We start from the raw sequence: 15,659 nt of genomic DNA on the forward strand, positions 1-15,659 counted from the left end.
ATGAAAGATAAAGATAATTTGTTTATTTTAATAGGGCCTACAGCCATAGGGAAAACGGCCTTATCTGTAGAATTAGCTAAAAGAATAAATGGGGAAATTATTTCAGCGGATTCTATGCAAATATATAAGTATATGAATATAGGTTCAGCTAAAATTACTAAAGAAGAAATGGAGAACATTCCTCATCATTTAATAGATATAGTATTCCCAAATGAAGATTTTACTGTAGCCGATTTTAAGAATAATGCTGTTAAATTAATTAAAGATATTAATAGTAGAGGTAAATTACCAATTGTTGCAGGAGGAACAGGATTATATATTAATTCTTTGGTATATAATCTAAATTTTACTCAAGTTGCTCCAAATGAAGAAATTAGAGTTAAACTTGAATATTTAGGAGATAAATATGGAAATGAATATTTACATCAACAATTAGAAAAAATAGATATAGAAAGTGCAGAGAAAATAAGTGTTAATGACCGAAAAAGAATAATTAGAGCAATAGAGATATTTAAAATTACAGATAAACCAATGTCACAACATAATAAAAATTTTAGAATACCAATAGAAGATTATAATCTAGTAATGATTGGACTGAATATGGATAGAAAAGAATTATATAATAGAATTAATCTTAGAGTAGATATAATGATAGAAGAGGGGCTTATAGAAGAAGTCAATAACCTTTTAAAAATGGGATATAATAAAGAACTTGTGTCTATGCAGGGTATAGGATATAAAGAGATTATAATGTATTTAGAAGGTAATATTTCACTAGAAAAATCCATAGAGTTAATTAAACAGGGCTCAAGAAATTATGCTAAAAGACAGTTGACATGGTTTAGAAGAGATAATAGAATTAAATGGGTGAACGTAGACGAATTTTCTAATCTTGATGATTTAAGCCAATATATAATTGACTATTCTAAAGATAAGATTATAATTAATAAATAAGGGAGGGATAAGTATGAAACAGAATATAAGCTTGCAGGATGTTTTTTTAAATAAATCTCGGAAAGATGGAATTGGAATAACAATATTTTTAGTTAATGGTTATCAGATAAAAGGTCAAGTAAAAGGATTTGATAATTATACTATAATTTTAGAAAGTGAAGGAAAGCAACAATTAATATATAAACATGCTATTTCTACAATAATACCTATGAAACAGATAGACTTAGATAACTAATTTTAATATTTTAGTTTTGCAGATGTCTCTGAAATTATCAGAGGCTTTTGTATTTTAAAAACAATGGAAAGGTGAATTGAATGAATGAGTTAACTATAAATAAATTATGTCAACAATTTGATTTAGATAAAGAGATTATTGAATTTATTAATAAAAAAGAAAATTTAATTTTAGATAAATTTGATGGAGTTAATGAAATTAAAGAATATAATCAATATAAAGTTATAAATGCAATGCAAAAATGTAGATTATCTTCTACGGATTTTAATTGGACAACAGGTTATGGATATGGAGATATAGGAAGGGATAAAGTAGAACAAATATATGCTCATGTATTTAATACAGAAGACGCTCTAGTTAGACCTGCTATTGCTTCAGGAACTCATGCTATTACTTTAACCTTGTCAGGTCTTTTAAGGCCGGGAGATGAACTTATAGCCATAACAGGAGCACCTTATGATACACTTCAAAAGGTAATAGGATCTAAAGGTAGTATGTCAGGCACTTTAATGGATTATGGGGTTATATATAAAGAAATTCCTCTAAAAGGAAATCTTATTAATATTGAAGAAGTGATAAAAAATATATCTAAGGATACTAAAATACTTATGATTCAAAGATCTACTGGATATAGCGATAGAAGGGCACTGACCATTGAAGAAATTGAAAATGCAATTAAGGTTATCAGAAAATATAACAAAGGTTTAATCATTATGGTTGATAATTGTTATGGAGAATTTCTTGAATTTAAAGAGCCAACTGATGTTGGAGCTGATATTATGGCCGGGTCATTGATAAAAAACCCAGGTGGAGGAATTGCTTTATCAGGAGGATATGTTGTAGGAAAATCAAATTTAGTAGAACAAATAGCAAATAGATTAACTGCTCCAGGATTGGGAAAAGAATGTGGGCTTACTTTCGGTACTACAAGGAGTACATTACAGGGGTTATTCTTAGCACCTCATATAGTATCTGAAGCAGTTAAAGGAGCATTATTAGTAGCAATTGTATATAAAGAACTAGGATTTAATGTGGTTCCTGATGTTGATGACTTAAGATCAGATATAATCCAAGGGGTGCAGTTAAATAACCCTGAAAGGATTATTGAGTTCTGTAGAGGAATTCAAGCTGCTTCTGCAGTGGATTCATATGTTGTTCCTGAAGCTTGGGATATGCCTGGATATGAAGATAAGGTGATTATGGCAGCAGGTGGTTTTATAGAGGGCTCATCCATTGAGCTTAGTGCTGATGGACCTATAAGAGAGCCGTATTTTGCATATTATCAAGGTGGTTTAACATATGAGCATTGTAAATTAGGTGTGATGAAATCTTTAAGCAATTTATATAGGACAAAGTTAATTGATGAAATAAAAATATTTGAATAATAAAATAGCAGGATATTAATATCCTGCTATTTTACATTTTTCTAAATAATCCTATGACTTTGCCTAAAATAGACACATCTTTTGCATAGATAGGTTCCATGAATTGATTTTCAGGTTGTAATCTTATTCTATCTTTTTCTTTAAAAAATCTTTTAACTGTAGCTTCATCTTCTAGTAAAGCTACTACTATATCACCATTTAATGCAGATTTTTGTTCTCTAACTAAAACTAAATCCCCATCTAGAATACCTGCATCAATCATACTTTCTCCTTGGATTTTAAGCATAAATACATCATGGCCTTCAACAAGTTCCAATGGCACAGGATAGGTATCTTCAATATTTTCTACAGCCAATATAGGGGTGCCGGCAGTTACTTTTCCTAAAATAGGTATATCAACAGTTTTCTTAGATATAAGCAGAAAATCATCATTTCTATCAAGGATTTCAATAGCTCTAGGTTTAGTAGGGTCTTTTCTAATATAACCTTTGGACTCAAGTTTTTCTAAATGACTATGGACAGTTGAAGTGGACTTCAAATTAACACCTTTGCAAATATCCCTTACAGCTGGTGGATAGCCTTGTCTTTGAACCTCAGATTTTATATATAATAAAATTTCAATTTGTTTCTGAGTCAAATCTTCATACATAAAACACACCTCTCATTCATAATATATATTTAATAGTCTAATTTTGATTTATTATATCATATTATCAAAAATATTTCAAACAAAGGTTCGTTTTATTTCGTAAAAACCATTGACAAAGAACCTACGTTTGTGTAAAATGTTTTTAGAACGATTGTTCAGAACTAATGTGCGAGGTGGAATTATGAAGAAGAGATATAAAATAATTAACAAAAAAAGATTTTTCTTATTTATTACTTCCGTATTTGCTTTTATCTCAATTATTTTCTTTACTGTATTATTAAAAAATAAAGCCTATAGTTCAGTTTATCAGACTAGTTATATGGAGGTTAAAATTGTAGAAGGGGACACGCTATGGAATATTGCATTAAATTATCTTCCTGAAAAAACTGATGTAAGAAAAATGGTATATGATATTAAAGAATTTAATGAAATGGAAGACTTTTATATTTACCCAGGAGATAGAATAAAAATTCCAGTTATAAGTAAATAACCAGTAAAAAGAGCTAAAAAAAGATTTGATTTTTAGCTCTTTTTACTGGTTCTAGTTGACAAAGGATTACTTTTTACTGCATCTCTAAGTCTTTCGTTATCAATATGCGTATATATTTGAGTTGTAGATACTGATTCATGTCCTAAAATTTCTTGTAAGGCTCTAATATCTACATTTCCATACTTATACATCAGTGTAGCAGCTGTATGTCTTAATTTATGCGTAGAATAGATAGAAGTATCTAATCCAGCCTTTTCTAAATACTTATCAATCATATGTTGAATAGCACGATTACTCATTCTGTTTTTTCTTTTACTTATAAACATAGCTTTTTCATCTATTGCATTTTTAGGCCTAAGGGCAAGATAATCTTGAATAGCTAATATGCATGCATCATTTAAAAAAATAGTTCTTTCTTTATTTCCTTTACCGATTATAGACAAAGTATCATTTTCTTTAATCTTATCTATATCTATACTAGATAATTCTGATAATCGTAAGCCACAATTTAAAAATAACATAATTATTGCATAATCTCTTTTACGATATTCTTCATTACTGTTTTCTAAGACTGTATTCAATAATAGCTCTGATTGTTCTAATGTAAGATAAGCGGGATGCCTATTATCTTTTTTAGGAAACTCTAATGCTTCAGCGGGATTTTTTTCTATTAAATTTATTATGGAATATAAGTAATCAAAAAAAGATCTAAGGGACGCTACTTTTCTTGATTTAGTAAAATTTTTATTATCTCGTTTTTTATCAGCATATGAGATATAAGCATGTAGATCTTGGATATTTAATTTTTTTATTAATTCTAAATCAATATCAGATATATCAATTTCGTCAAAAGGCTGCTGAGAATCAACAAGCCTGTATCTTAACTTAATGAATCTGAAAAATGTTCTCAAGTCAAAGAAATATTCCCTTACTGTATTAGGAGAAGAACCTTTAATGGTTTCCATATAATTTAAGTAATCTTCAAGAATTAATGGTATATTATTCATTATGTACCTCTTTTCATTAATTATTAGTCACAAAATAGTTATTTTGTGACTAATAATATTTTACACTAAAATTATCCAAAAATCAAATTTAATATAATATTTAAATGATAATATTTTTTTGTGGATATTATTATTTTAAATCAATATTTTTATTTTTAATAATGCATAATAAAAAAATAGTCTATTTAACCTCAGAAAATGATATAATCAGCTAAATAAAGTAAAAGTTGTAACAAAAATTACAATCAATATCTTAAGATTCACAAGAACAATATTTAAGCCATATAACGAGCTTATGATGATTCTATCTAATCATTAACATAAACCATTAGGAATTAAAACTAAGCTCCTTAAAATCGATTTCGTGAGGTCGTTTTTAAAGTCTGTAATCAAAAAGGAACTAATGTTAATTTATCCAGCAAAGTTTATATTGATAGTTAGTATGAATCCATGACCATTTGGTTATTATGATTACCACTTATATGAACGTGTAAATTCCCAAATCAAGTTTGCATAATACAATTATGTAAACTTGATGAAATTGAAAGCTATAATATTATAAAAAGGTTAACATAAATATAATATGTTAACCTTTTTTATAATTTGATTTTTTACTCTTCTACTATTTGTTTTATTCTTTCTAATCCTTTTTTAATATTTTCCATGGATGTTGCATAAGATAATCGTACATATTTATCATCTCCAAAAGCTATACCAGGTACTACTGCTACTTTACCTTCTTCAAGTAATAAACTTGCGAAATCTAAAGAAGAATTTATTACTTTACCTTTTATTGTTTTGCCTAATAGTTGTGTAAAGTTTATCATTATATAGAAAGCACCTTGAGGTTTTCTACAGCTTAACCCTTTAATTGAATTTATAGTTTCAACCATATAATTTCTTCTTTCTACAAAATGTTTTTTCATTTCTTCTACACTGCTTTGATCTCCTACTAAGCCTTCAATACTTGCATATTGAGATATAGAACAAGGATTAGATGTTGCATGACTTTGCATATTGCTCATTACTTTAATTATATCTTCGTGAGCAGCTGCATATCCAATTCTCCATCCAGTCATTGCATATGCCTTTGACATACCATTTATAAGTAATGTTAATCTCTTTATATCCTCATTAAATGATGCAATACAAACATGTTTGTTATCATCATATACTAATTTTTCATATATTTCATCAGAAATAATAAAGATATTATTTTTAACAGCCCATTCTGCTATATGTCTTAATTCTTCTTCAGTATAAATAGAGCCTGTTGGATTGCTTGGACTATTTAATATAATGGCTTTAGTTTTATTAGTTAATACTTTGTTTAAATCATCTACATTAAATTTAAAATCATTTTCTTCCTTTGTTTCTATATGAACAGGAACACCATCTGCAAGTCTTACTAATTCAGGATAACTTACCCAATATGGAACGGCAAATATAACTTCATCACCTGGATTTAATATTGCCATTAAAGCATTATGTATAGAATGCTTTGCACCACTGGATATTATAATATTACTTGGTTTATATTCTAGACCATTATCTCTCTTTAATTTCTCACATATAGCTTTCTTTAACTCAACTATTCCAGATGCTGGAGTATATCTAGTTAGACCTTCCTTTATTGCTCTAATACCTTCCTGTTGGATATTTTCTGGAGTATTAAAGTCTGGTTCGCCAGCTCCAAAACTAACAACATCTATTCCAGATTCTTTCATAGCTTTTGCCTTTGCAGTAATCTCCAAAGTAATTGAAGGTGTTATCCTTAAACCTTTTTCTGATAAATTAAAATCCATAAAAATCATACCTCCAAAATAATATTTGTTTTATAGAGTTATATTCTTTCCCCATATATATCTTTTAACACATTTTTAACAATAAGTAAAGAATCTTCGAAAGAAGTTTTATTTTGTAACAACAATATTTTATAATGTTTTTTTCCTTCGTCAGTTATTCTATATCTTCTTATAGACCTTTTATCAGGTTCATCCCACCATCCTTCAATATAACCTTCTCCTTCTAACTCTCTGAGAAGAGGATATATCATTCCTGGACTCGGTTCCCATCTATCATTTAATCTAGTTTTTATTTCATCCTTAATTTTATTTCCATAATAAGACTTTTCATTTAATAGATGTAATATATAAAGTTTAACAAAAGAAGTAGTACTTATTTTTGTCGGAAATTGTCTTTGTCTTTCTCCCTTATATATAGTCAATTATATCCTCTCCTTAAATTCTGGGATTGTATTGATATTAATAAAATATTTACCCAGTATTAATTCTCCATTTATTAAATCACCATGAAAATCAGAACCGCCGGTAATTATTAAATCATTTGACTTTGATATATTAATCAAATAATCTGTATCTTCGTTACTATGTTCAGAATGTATGCACTCTAATCCATCTATACCCAATGAAATACAATGATTTATTATATCCTTATTCTTTAGAATGCCTGGATGAGCTAAAATAGCAATACCTCCAACGTTTTTTATTAAAGATATAGTTTCATCAATTGTTATTCTATATCTTTCAGCATATGCTGGTTTACCTCTATCTAAATATTTATTAAATGCTTCTAGGATATCTGTTACATAACCTTTTTTAATCAATGCTCTAGCTATATGAGGTCTACCAATATATTCTTCTCCACAAAACTCTCTTACTTCATCTAATGAAATTTCAAGCCCTAATACATTAAGTTTCTTAACCATTTCAACTCCTCTAGTTAATCTTGCATCTTTTAACTTATTTGTTATTTTAATAAGGTTATGATCCTGATAATTTATAAAATATCCAAGGATATGTACTTCTTCATCTTTGAATGTACAACCAAATTCAATTCCTGGAATCACGATAAAATTATTATATCTATTCGCATATTTAATAGCTGATTCAATTCCGGTTATTGTATCGTGATCAGTAATTGCTATCCCATTTAAACTTGCTTTAACCGCTAAATCAACTATCTGTTTTGGTGAAAATATTCCATCTGAATGATTTGTATGTACATGTAAATCAAAAATCATCAAATTCCTCCTTTATAATAAAGTATATTGATGATAGTATGCGCGAAACGAGTTATAAAAAACCTGCCATACTGGCAGGTTTTTTATAATATTATCTTGGCTCAATAATCAACTTTATAGCTGTTCTTTCTTCACCATCTATCATTATATCTGTGAAGGCTGGTATACAAATAAGATCGATTCCACTTGGAGCAACAAATCCTCTTGCGATAGCTACTGCTTTTACGGCTTGATTTAAAGCACCGGCTCCTATTGCTTGAATTTCAGCAGCTCCCTTTTCCCTTAATACACCTGCTAATGCTCCTGCAACAGAATTTGGACTTGATTTTGCTGATACTTTTAATACATCCATTAAATTAGCCCCCTCTAACTAAATTTTTTAAATATATTTTTATATTATTTACTTCCATATTTGGTTTTTATTTAAAAAATTATTATTTAGCGTATTCAATAGCCCTAGTTTCACGAATTACATTTACTTTAATTTGACCTGGGTAATCCAACTCAGATTCTATTCTTTTTACAATATCTCTTGCCGTATGAATTATCTGATTTTCAGAGACTTCATCAGGTTTTACTAAAATTCTAATTTCTCGTCCTGCTTGAATTGCATAAGATCTTTCTACTCCATCGAAGGAATTTGCTATTTCTTCAAGCTTTTGCAATCTTTTGATGTAAGCTTCAAGGGTCTCTCTTCTAGCCCCTGGTCTTGCTGCTGAAATAGCATCAGCTGCTTGTACTAAAACAGCTTCAACTGTCTGTGGCTCACAATCACCATGATGAGCAGCAATACCATGTAAAACTTCTTTGGACTCTTTATATCTTCTAGCTAAGTCTACTCCTATATCAACATGTGGCCCTTCAACTTCATGATCCACAGCCTTTCCTAAATCATGCAATAGACCTGCTCTTTTTGCTATCTTAACATCAGCTCCTAACTCTGCAGCCATTATACCTGCAAGATGTGCTACTTCCACAGAATGTTTTAGTACATTTTGTCCATAACTTGTTCTGTATTTTAATCTACCTAGAAGCTTAACTAATTCTGGATGAATTCCATGAACACCTGCATCAAATGCAGCTTGTTCACCTTCTTCACGAATAATATTATCTACTTCTTTTTTCGCTTTTTCTACCATTTCTTCAATTCTAGCAGGATGTATTCTACCATCAACTATAAGTTTTTCTAAAGCTATTCTAGCAACTTCTCTTCTTACAGGATCAAAACCCGATAGAACTACAGCCTCTGGAGTATCATCAATAATTAAATCTATTCCAGTTAATGTTTCTAAAGTTCTAATATTTCTTCCTTCTCTTCCAATAATTCTCCCTTTCATTTCATCATTTGGAAGAGCTACAACTGTTACCGTTGTTTCAGCTACATGATCAGCTGCACATTTTTGTATTGCCGTAGATATTACCTCTCTTGCCTTTTTATCTGCTTCTTCTTTAGCCTTATTTTCCATTTCTTTAATCATAATAGCAGATTCATGAGCTATTTCTTTTCTAATTTCATCTAACAACAATTCCTTTGCTTCATCTGAAGTCAAACCAGAAAGTCTTTCTAGCTCTAGCACTTGATTTTTGCAAATTTCATCAATTAAAGTTTCTTTATCTTCAACTTCTTTAATCTTTTTGGCTAAGAGCTCTTCTTTTCTTTCAATCGCATCACTTTTTCTATCAATACTTTCTTCTTTGTTAAGTATTCGTCTTTCAAGTTTCTGAAGCTCATTTCTTCGTTCACGATTTTCTCTTTCTGCCTCATTTCTAAGCTTATGGATTTCCTCTTTGACTTCTAATAAAAGCTCTTTTTTACGAGCTTCTCCATCCCTTTCAGCATCTTCAATGATTTTTTTAGCTAACTCTTCAGCATTATTTATTTTGCCTTCTCCGATAGTTTTTCTTATAAAATAACCAACGAGAATTCCAATAATTGGCCCGAGAATTGCAATTAAAATTTCAATAACTAAACACCTCCAATTGTATAAAATTTTCAAGTTCCATACTACATTTTCATTTTCATTAAATATAAGCATATCTTACAAGCTTAATAAATTAAAATAATAAATTGTATAGAATATACCACATAACTTAATTTTATTACTTTTACAATATAATGTCAAGATGTTTAAGATGTTATCCTTGTTACAGTACTCTCAGAACCTTTCATATCTACCTTATATGCATTATTACCTATAGCTGCTAGATGATGATTATGAGTTACCATAATTATTTGTCTATTAAATAATTCAGATGTCTGCTTTAGAAAATCAGCAACATTAAAAATAAATTCATCACTTACATGCTTTGCAGGTTCATCTAGAATTAGCGGTCCTTCAATTTTAGGTTTATGAATTTGTAAAAAAGCAATTCTTAAAGCTAAAGAAACTATATCAACAACACCACCGCCTCTTGATAATTCAGGCTTAGTTTTAATTAATATATCTTCCGCTTTATTAATTACATAAAATTCAGCATTTGATTTTCCCCGTTGTTCTTCAATTTCAACTAAAAATTCAATATCAGATTCGAATATAAATTGCAAACATTTAGTGACTAAAGATTCAATTTGATTTTTAGCCTGTTCTCTAGCAAATTCTGAGGTTTTTTGAAATAGTATACTTACTTTAGATAGCAGTTCTATTTCTTTTTCTATATTTTGAAGGTTTTGTTTTTCCATTTTTAATTGTTCTTTGATTTTATCTCTCTTTCCTGATTCCCTTGCAATATACTCTTTTGACTTAATTAAATAAGCATCTAATTCTTGTAAATCTTTTATCATCTCATCACTTCTTTTCTAATAAGTCTTTTGGCAGTAATTCATTAGCTTCTTTAAATAATCTATCTATTTCTAATGTTAATTTATTAATCTCATTTTCCAATTCTTTTGGCTCAACACCAAGACTTTTCAATTCCTTTATTATTTCTTCTTCTTGCTGTGTTAATTGCTCTAATCTTGCTTCAGCTTTATATTTTAAATTTTTAGCTTTTTCAAGATTTTCTTTTAAGCTATTAAGTTCTTTCTCGTAATCCATACTATACCTCCTAATTATAATGACTTATAATATGCTCAATTTTATCATCGTCAATTATGCTAAAACACAGAGGGCAAACCTCTTGTTTTAATAACAGTTCTCTATAGTTTGATATTTGAACTTCTACTTCATCTTTATATTCCTCTGTTAAAAGAGTTGTTCTTATAAATTCTTTTTTATTACAGCTATAGTTAATGGATAAAGTCTTTAATCTTGTCAAAAGATTTATCTTTTTTTGTAAGTCTATGTAAATTACAGAGATGTTATCTATTTCTTTCAATTTTTCAACATATTTAATTCCTATAGCTAAACTCTTTTTTAAGAATAACTCCTTTTCCTTTATAATACTAAGTTTACTTAGTTCATAAATATTATTATGAATTATGCTTATATTATCTTGTAATATGTCAAGACCATTTAATTTAGCTGATATATTATTAAACTTATTGATTTCATACTGTACTAAATCAAGCTTAGATTTATAATTTGTTAATTTCGATTTCAAATTGTATAATGAAATCATTTTTAAAATATTATTTTCAGCTATGTTAATATTTTTTAAGGAGTTAATAATATTTGTATTTTTTTCTTTATATAAATATAGCTCATTTATAATATTATTTTGTTTCCTAAAATAATTGATCATATTAATATTTAAAGAAATATCTTTTAAAATACAGTCTGCAGTAGTTACTTTTTTAAGTTTTTCTATATATAAACTTAAGTTTCTCTTTTCATGTAGAATAGTTAAAAATTTATGTAACAATTCTTTATATCTATTTATTATTCTATCTTTTTCTTTTATTTCATCTTTAATTTTTTCAACTTGATCAATTCTATTTTTTATTTCATCTAGATAACTATATTCCAATAATTCTTTTTCTAAGTGAATAACACTATCTTCCGTATTTTTTTTCTTATTAGATAGATTACGATTATCTCTTAAGGTTTCACGTAAAGCGTCATCAATTATATTGACTCCTACAAGCCTTCCAATGGAGCTTGCCCTAGTAGAAGCTCTTTCTGACAATAGAAAAGCTCCTTCCAATTGATCACTTAAGTTAATTGAGCTAGAAAGCTCGCTATCTAACAATATTTTTTTAATTCCTATTCTATCAATGATTTCTTGTGGAACATATATCCCAAAACCTTCAAATTTAGTTTCATTATCATCAGCATCATAAAGAAAATAAATATTTTTGCTTTTGCTTCTATATCTTTTTATCTTTGTACCATCATTAAACATAAGAGTTACGCTACATTCACTAGTTCCCTCTCTAATAAAATAATCTCCGGAAGGTTCATTATAAAGAGCCCATTTAATACCTCTAAGAATTGCGGTTTTACCACTATCTGATGGACCAATAATTACGTTTAATTGATTATCAAATTCTATAATTGAATTCTTATGTGATTGAAAATTCTTTAAGATTACCTTTTCAATATATTTCATATTTAATCACCAGCTAAACCTTTCATCTGAATAATTGCAATCCTTCTTAAAGCCTCTATCTTAACTTCATTTTCCACATGTTCTGCATTAGATACTTCCATTAATACTTCATTTATATCCATTTTTTCAAAATCTAAAGCTGCATCTATAGTCTGTTTAAACTCAAATATTCTTTCACGCTTAAACAGATTATTCTCTATTTCTTTTCTGTCCAATACTTCTTCTCCAGGTAATGCTGTTTTTAAAGGAATCTGCTTTATTATTATACTTTCCTCCAAATCTATTAATACTGCTTGTGGAATTCTTTCAATTTCTTTTAAACTATTTGTTATTCTAACTAGACTACCGGGATTAATAAAATATTTCCCATCAATATTGGTAAGTTTAAACCCTGCATGGTAATGACCAGAAAGAGTAATATCTGCTAAAGTATCTTTTATATCATCAATTAAAGTATAAGGAATACCTTTTATGAAAGGTCTGTCTAATAGCATACCATGAACCATATGTATGGAATAGTTTACATCATCATCCTTTTCTTTTAACAAATAATAATCTAGATGATCAGGTGTATCAATATCATATACATATGGTTGTCCAGTCAATTGTACTTTAATATTATCTTTTTCAAGAATTATTTTTTCACCATTTTTAATTAGTTTAACTACTCCTAATGCATCTAATAGTCCTAACATTGTTCTATTTATTGTTTCGGGATTATGTCCATAGATATCATGATTTCCACTTATTAAATAAAGTGGAACGGGTATCTTATCTAAAATCATCGCAAATCTACTTGCAACAGTTATAGATATATCTGGTCTATCAAATAAGTCTCCTCCATGAAGAACAAAATCTACATTATTCTTTTTAATTATATCAATAATTTCTAGCAATTTTTGTTCAATTGTATCTACAAATATATCTTTTCTATTTTTTGGTGTAGTTCCCCTAATATGAGTATCAGTAAAAAATAATAACTTCAAGTATAACACCTCACAAATAGACCTCCTTTGATAGGAGGTCTATATTTCTTTATTTATCTTGCTCCTCAGAATCTTTAGATATATCCATGGAGTTAGTATTATCTTCAATTAAACCAAAGTGTACACGAACTTTATTTTCAACTTCTAATAATATATCAGGATTTTCTCTTAAGAAATCCTTAGCATTTTCTCTACCTTGCCCAAGTTTATGTTCATTATAACTATACCAAGAGCCCGATTTATTGATAATATTAGCATTAACAGCAGAATCTAGAACATTACCTTCTTTAGAAATACCAGTACCGTACATAATATCAAATTCTGCTTGTTTAAAAGGTGGTGCTAACTTATTTTTTACAACCTTAATTCTAGTCCTATTTCCAAGAATATCATCGCCTTGTTTTATTGAATCAATTCTTCTAACATCTAAACGGATACTGGCATAGAATTTTAATGCTCTACCACCTGTTGTTGTTTCAGGACTACCAAACATTACTCCAACTTTTTCCCTAAGTTGATTTATAAATACTACAGTTGAATTCGACTTATTAATGGTACCAGCTAGCTTTCTAAGAGCCTGAGACATAAGTCTAGCTTGAAGTCCAATATGACTGTCTCCCATCTCTCCTTCTATTTCTGCTTTTGGTACAAGAGCAGCTACAGAGTCAATTACAACTATATCTATTGCTCCACTTCGCACTAAAGCCTCTGCTATCTCCAAGGCTTGCTCTCCTGTATCTGGTTGTGATATTATAAGATTTTCAATATCTACACCTAATCTTTTTGCATATGAAGGGTCTAAAGCATGTTCAGCATCTATAAAGGCAGCAATGCCACCTAACTTTTGGGATTCTGCAATCATATGAAGTGACACAGTAGTTTTACCTGAAGATTCTGGGCCAAATATTTCAATTATTCTGCCACGTGGAATCCCACCTATTCCCAAAGCAATATCAAGATCTAAGGAACCTGTTGGTATTACATCTATATTTAGTTTTGCATCTTCACCTAGTCGCATAATAGAACCTTTTCCAAATTGCTTTTCAATCTGGCTTAAGGTTAAATCTAAAGCCTTTTTCTTCTCTGTATTATCGATCATAAGTATTCCAGTAGAACTGGATTCACCCCTTTCTCTTTTCGAACATTCGTTCTAATTATATATTACAACATAATTTGAATTAAGTCAATCATTTATTAACATAAATTTTCTTAATTCAAAAAATGCTCTTATGGATGCTTTATTTTGTATAGATTGTCTATTTCCATTGAAATTACATTTAATAGGTATAGATATACCTTTATGTGCAATACACATATATACTAATCCCACTGGTTTTTCTTCAGTTCCACCATCTGGACCAGCAATTCCTGTTATAGATAATGCTAAATTCAAGCTATTTCTAGTTAATAATCCATTAGCCATTTCTATAGCAGTTTCCTTACTCACGGCGCCATATTTTTTTAATGTATCAGAACTTACTCCAAGTTCCTCTTTTTTCGCATTATTACTATAAGTAACAATACTTCTGTCAAAAACTTCAGATACACCAGGTATACGACTGAATTTACTACTAATTAATCCTCCCGTACAGGATTCACAAAAGCCAATCTTATAGTTTTTTTCTTTTAGTAAATTAAATACTATAACTTCTATTGGAACATTGTCAAAACCATATATATACTCATCAAATCTATCTTCTAGTATTTTGATCATGTTATTTACTTTATTTTCAATAATATCTTTATCTTTTCCTTTACCTACTATTTTAATCTCAACCTCTACTTCTTTGGCAAATGTTGCAATTTTAATATCTGGATCCTTATTTATCAAATCCTTTATTTGCATTTCTAGCTGAGATTCACCCATACCTATTATATTAATAGATCTATTGATAATATTAAAATCTTCATGAAGAAGAGGTATTACTTCATTATTAAGCATTAATTCCATCTCATTTGGAGGCCCAGGTAACATTATTATCATTTTATTATCTTTAGATAAAAAAATACCAGGTGCAGTGCCAATAGAATTTTTTAAGAACTGACTTCCTTTTGGTTTTAGAGCTTGTTTTAAATTATTAGGAGACATTGCTTTATTTAAATTGCTAAATAAGCTTCTAATATTATCTTCCATATCTTTATCTTTAACTAGCTCTAAACCTAATGCTTCAGTTATGACCTCTTTTGTCAAATCATCATCTGTAGGACCTAGCCCTCCTGTTGTAATTATAAGATCCGCTCTTTGCAAAGATATTTTTATAATATCCTTAACCCTAGTTTTATTGTCATCAACAGAAGTGTGATAATAAGTTTCTATTCCAAGTTCTAATAGTTTACTAGAAATGTATTTACTATGAGTATTTAAAGTACTGCCCATAGTAATTTCTGAGCCTATTGTAATAATTTCTGCTATCATTGTAAT

Annotated in this window: 17 protein-coding genes; 4 read left to right on the forward strand and 13 right to left on the reverse strand. The window is 28.8% G+C overall.

Going from position 1 to position 15,659, the window contains the following annotated elements:
• From miaA to RT714_RS05110, 3 genes are all read left to right on the forward strand, one after another.
• Positions 1-954: a tRNA (adenosine(37)-N6)-dimethylallyltransferase MiaA gene (gene miaA, locus RT714_RS05100; protein ID WP_313756498.1), complete on the forward strand. Its 954-nt coding sequence runs from the start codon at positions 1-3 to the stop codon at positions 952-954.
• 13 nt (positions 955-967) lie between these two features.
• A complete protein-coding gene (gene hfq / locus RT714_RS05105) occupies positions 968-1,189 on the forward strand; it encodes an RNA chaperone Hfq (RefSeq protein WP_313756499.1) in 222 nt (73 codons plus the stop codon).
• A gap of 80 nt (positions 1,190-1,269) precedes the next feature.
• On the forward strand, positions 1,270-2,574 hold the full coding sequence (locus tag RT714_RS05110) for a methionine gamma-lyase family protein (RefSeq protein ID WP_313756500.1): 1,305 nt from the start codon (positions 1,270-1,272) through the stop codon (positions 2,572-2,574).
• A 31-nt stretch (positions 2,575-2,605) separates the two neighbouring features.
• Here RT714_RS05110 and lexA read toward each other — a convergent pair whose 3' ends face one another.
• Positions 2,606-3,223 (reverse strand): transcriptional repressor LexA, encoded by a 618-nt coding sequence (gene lexA / locus RT714_RS05115; RefSeq protein WP_072972222.1) that lies wholly within the window; start codon positions 3,221-3,223, stop codon positions 2,606-2,608.
• Positions 3,224-3,404: 181 nt separating this feature from the next.
• Here lexA and RT714_RS05120 point away from each other — a divergent pair, with 181 nt between their 5' ends.
• On the forward strand, positions 3,405-3,713 hold the full coding sequence (locus RT714_RS05120) for a LysM peptidoglycan-binding domain-containing protein (protein WP_313756501.1): 309 nt from the start codon (positions 3,405-3,407) through the stop codon (positions 3,711-3,713).
• A gap of 32 nt (positions 3,714-3,745) precedes the next feature.
• On the opposite strand, the gene RT714_RS05125 is transcribed toward RT714_RS05120, so the two are convergent.
• From RT714_RS05125 to RT714_RS05180, 12 genes are all read right to left on the reverse strand, one after another.
• Positions 3,746-4,720: a tyrosine recombinase XerC gene (locus RT714_RS05125; protein WP_313756502.1), complete on the reverse strand. Its 975-nt coding sequence runs from the start codon at positions 4,718-4,720 to the stop codon at positions 3,746-3,748.
• Positions 4,721-5,331: 611 nt separating this feature from the next.
• A complete protein-coding gene (locus tag RT714_RS05130) occupies positions 5,332-6,525 on the reverse strand; it encodes a pyridoxal phosphate-dependent aminotransferase (protein WP_313756503.1) in 1,194 nt (397 codons plus the stop codon).
• A gap of 38 nt (positions 6,526-6,563) precedes the next feature.
• Positions 6,564-6,947, reverse strand: a complete 384-nt coding sequence (locus RT714_RS05135; RefSeq protein ID WP_313756504.1) for a PadR family transcriptional regulator — start codon at positions 6,945-6,947, stop codon at positions 6,564-6,566.
• The gene (locus RT714_RS05140) at positions 6,948-7,763 is read right to left on the reverse strand and encodes a PHP domain-containing protein (protein ID WP_313756505.1); all 816 of its coding nucleotides are present in this window, start codon (positions 7,761-7,763) and stop codon (positions 6,948-6,950) included.
• 91 nt (positions 7,764-7,854) lie between these two features.
• Positions 7,855-8,115, reverse strand: coding sequence for a stage V sporulation protein S (locus RT714_RS05145; protein WP_072972247.1), 261 nt, complete (start codon positions 8,113-8,115; stop codon positions 7,855-7,857).
• Between the two features lie 82 nt (positions 8,116-8,197).
• On the reverse strand, positions 8,198-9,799 hold the full coding sequence (gene rny, locus RT714_RS05150) for a ribonuclease Y (protein WP_313756506.1): 1,602 nt from the start codon (positions 9,797-9,799) through the stop codon (positions 8,198-8,200).
• 92 nt (positions 9,800-9,891) lie between these two features.
• Positions 9,892-10,545: an ATPase gene (locus RT714_RS05155; protein ID WP_313756507.1), complete on the reverse strand. Its 654-nt coding sequence runs from the start codon at positions 10,543-10,545 to the stop codon at positions 9,892-9,894.
• A gap of 4 nt (positions 10,546-10,549) precedes the next feature.
• The gene (locus tag RT714_RS05160; RefSeq protein WP_313756508.1) at positions 10,550-10,798 is read right to left on the reverse strand and encodes a hypothetical protein; all 249 of its coding nucleotides are present in this window, start codon (positions 10,796-10,798) and stop codon (positions 10,550-10,552) included.
• Positions 10,799-10,808: 10 nt separating this feature from the next.
• The gene (locus tag RT714_RS05165) at positions 10,809-12,251 is read right to left on the reverse strand and encodes an AAA family ATPase (protein WP_313756509.1); all 1,443 of its coding nucleotides are present in this window, start codon (positions 12,249-12,251) and stop codon (positions 10,809-10,811) included.
• Between the two features lie 2 nt (positions 12,252-12,253).
• Positions 12,254-13,246, reverse strand: coding sequence for a metallophosphoesterase (locus tag RT714_RS05170; protein ID WP_313756510.1), 993 nt, complete (start codon positions 13,244-13,246; stop codon positions 12,254-12,256).
• Between the two features lie 40 nt (positions 13,247-13,286).
• Positions 13,287-14,336: a recombinase RecA gene (gene recA / locus RT714_RS05175; RefSeq protein ID WP_313756511.1), complete on the reverse strand. Its 1,050-nt coding sequence runs from the start codon at positions 14,334-14,336 to the stop codon at positions 13,287-13,289.
• An 84-nt stretch (positions 14,337-14,420) separates the two neighbouring features.
• On the reverse strand, positions 14,421-15,653 hold the full coding sequence (locus tag RT714_RS05180) for a competence/damage-inducible protein A (protein WP_313756512.1): 1,233 nt from the start codon (positions 15,651-15,653) through the stop codon (positions 14,421-14,423).
• Between the last annotated feature and the right edge of the window lie 6 nt (positions 15,654-15,659).

Origin of the sequence: Tissierella sp. (assembly GCF_032104385.1) — a bacterium.
Lineage (GTDB): Bacteria > Bacillota > Clostridia > Tissierellales > Tissierellaceae > Tissierella.

Bases quoted from the DNA above. Each gene is read 5' to 3' on its own strand.
- miaA (WP_313756498.1), top strand. From the start codon at position 1: ATGAAAGATAAAGATAATTTGTTTATTTTAATAGGGCCTACAGCCATA.
- hfq (WP_313756499.1), top strand. From the start codon at position 968: ATGAAACAGAATATAAGCTTGCAGGATGTTTTTTTAAATAAATCTCGG.
- RT714_RS05110 (WP_313756500.1), top strand. From the start codon at position 1,270: ATGAATGAGTTAACTATAAATAAATTATGTCAACAATTTGATTTAGAT.
- lexA (WP_072972222.1), bottom strand. From the start codon at position 3,223: ATGTATGAAGATTTGACTCAGAAACAAATTGAAATTTTATTATATATA.
- RT714_RS05120 (WP_313756501.1), top strand. From the start codon at position 3,405: ATGAAGAAGAGATATAAAATAATTAACAAAAAAAGATTTTTCTTATTT.
- RT714_RS05125 (WP_313756502.1), bottom strand. From the start codon at position 4,720: ATGAATAATATACCATTAATTCTTGAAGATTACTTAAATTATATGGAA.
- RT714_RS05130 (WP_313756503.1), bottom strand. From the start codon at position 6,525: ATGGATTTTAATTTATCAGAAAAAGGTTTAAGGATAACACCTTCAATT.
- RT714_RS05140 (WP_313756505.1), bottom strand. From the start codon at position 7,763: ATGATTTTTGATTTACATGTACATACAAATCATTCAGATGGAATATTT.
- RT714_RS05145 (WP_072972247.1), bottom strand. From the start codon at position 8,115: ATGGATGTATTAAAAGTATCAGCAAAATCAAGTCCAAATTCTGTTGCA.
- rny (WP_313756506.1), bottom strand. From the start codon at position 9,799: ATGCTTATATTTAATGAAAATGAAAATGTAGTATGGAACTTGAAAATT.
- RT714_RS05155 (WP_313756507.1), bottom strand. From the start codon at position 10,545: ATGATAAAAGATTTACAAGAATTAGATGCTTATTTAATTAAGTCAAAA.
- RT714_RS05160 (WP_313756508.1), bottom strand. From the start codon at position 10,798: ATGGATTACGAGAAAGAACTTAATAGCTTAAAAGAAAATCTTGAAAAA.
- RT714_RS05165 (WP_313756509.1), bottom strand. From the start codon at position 12,251: ATGAAATATATTGAAAAGGTAATCTTAAAGAATTTTCAATCACATAAG.
- recA (WP_313756511.1), bottom strand. From the start codon at position 14,336: ATGATCGATAATACAGAGAAGAAAAAGGCTTTAGATTTAACCTTAAGC.
- RT714_RS05180 (WP_313756512.1), bottom strand. From the start codon at position 15,653: ATGATAGCAGAAATTATTACAATAGGCTCAGAAATTACTATGGGCAGT.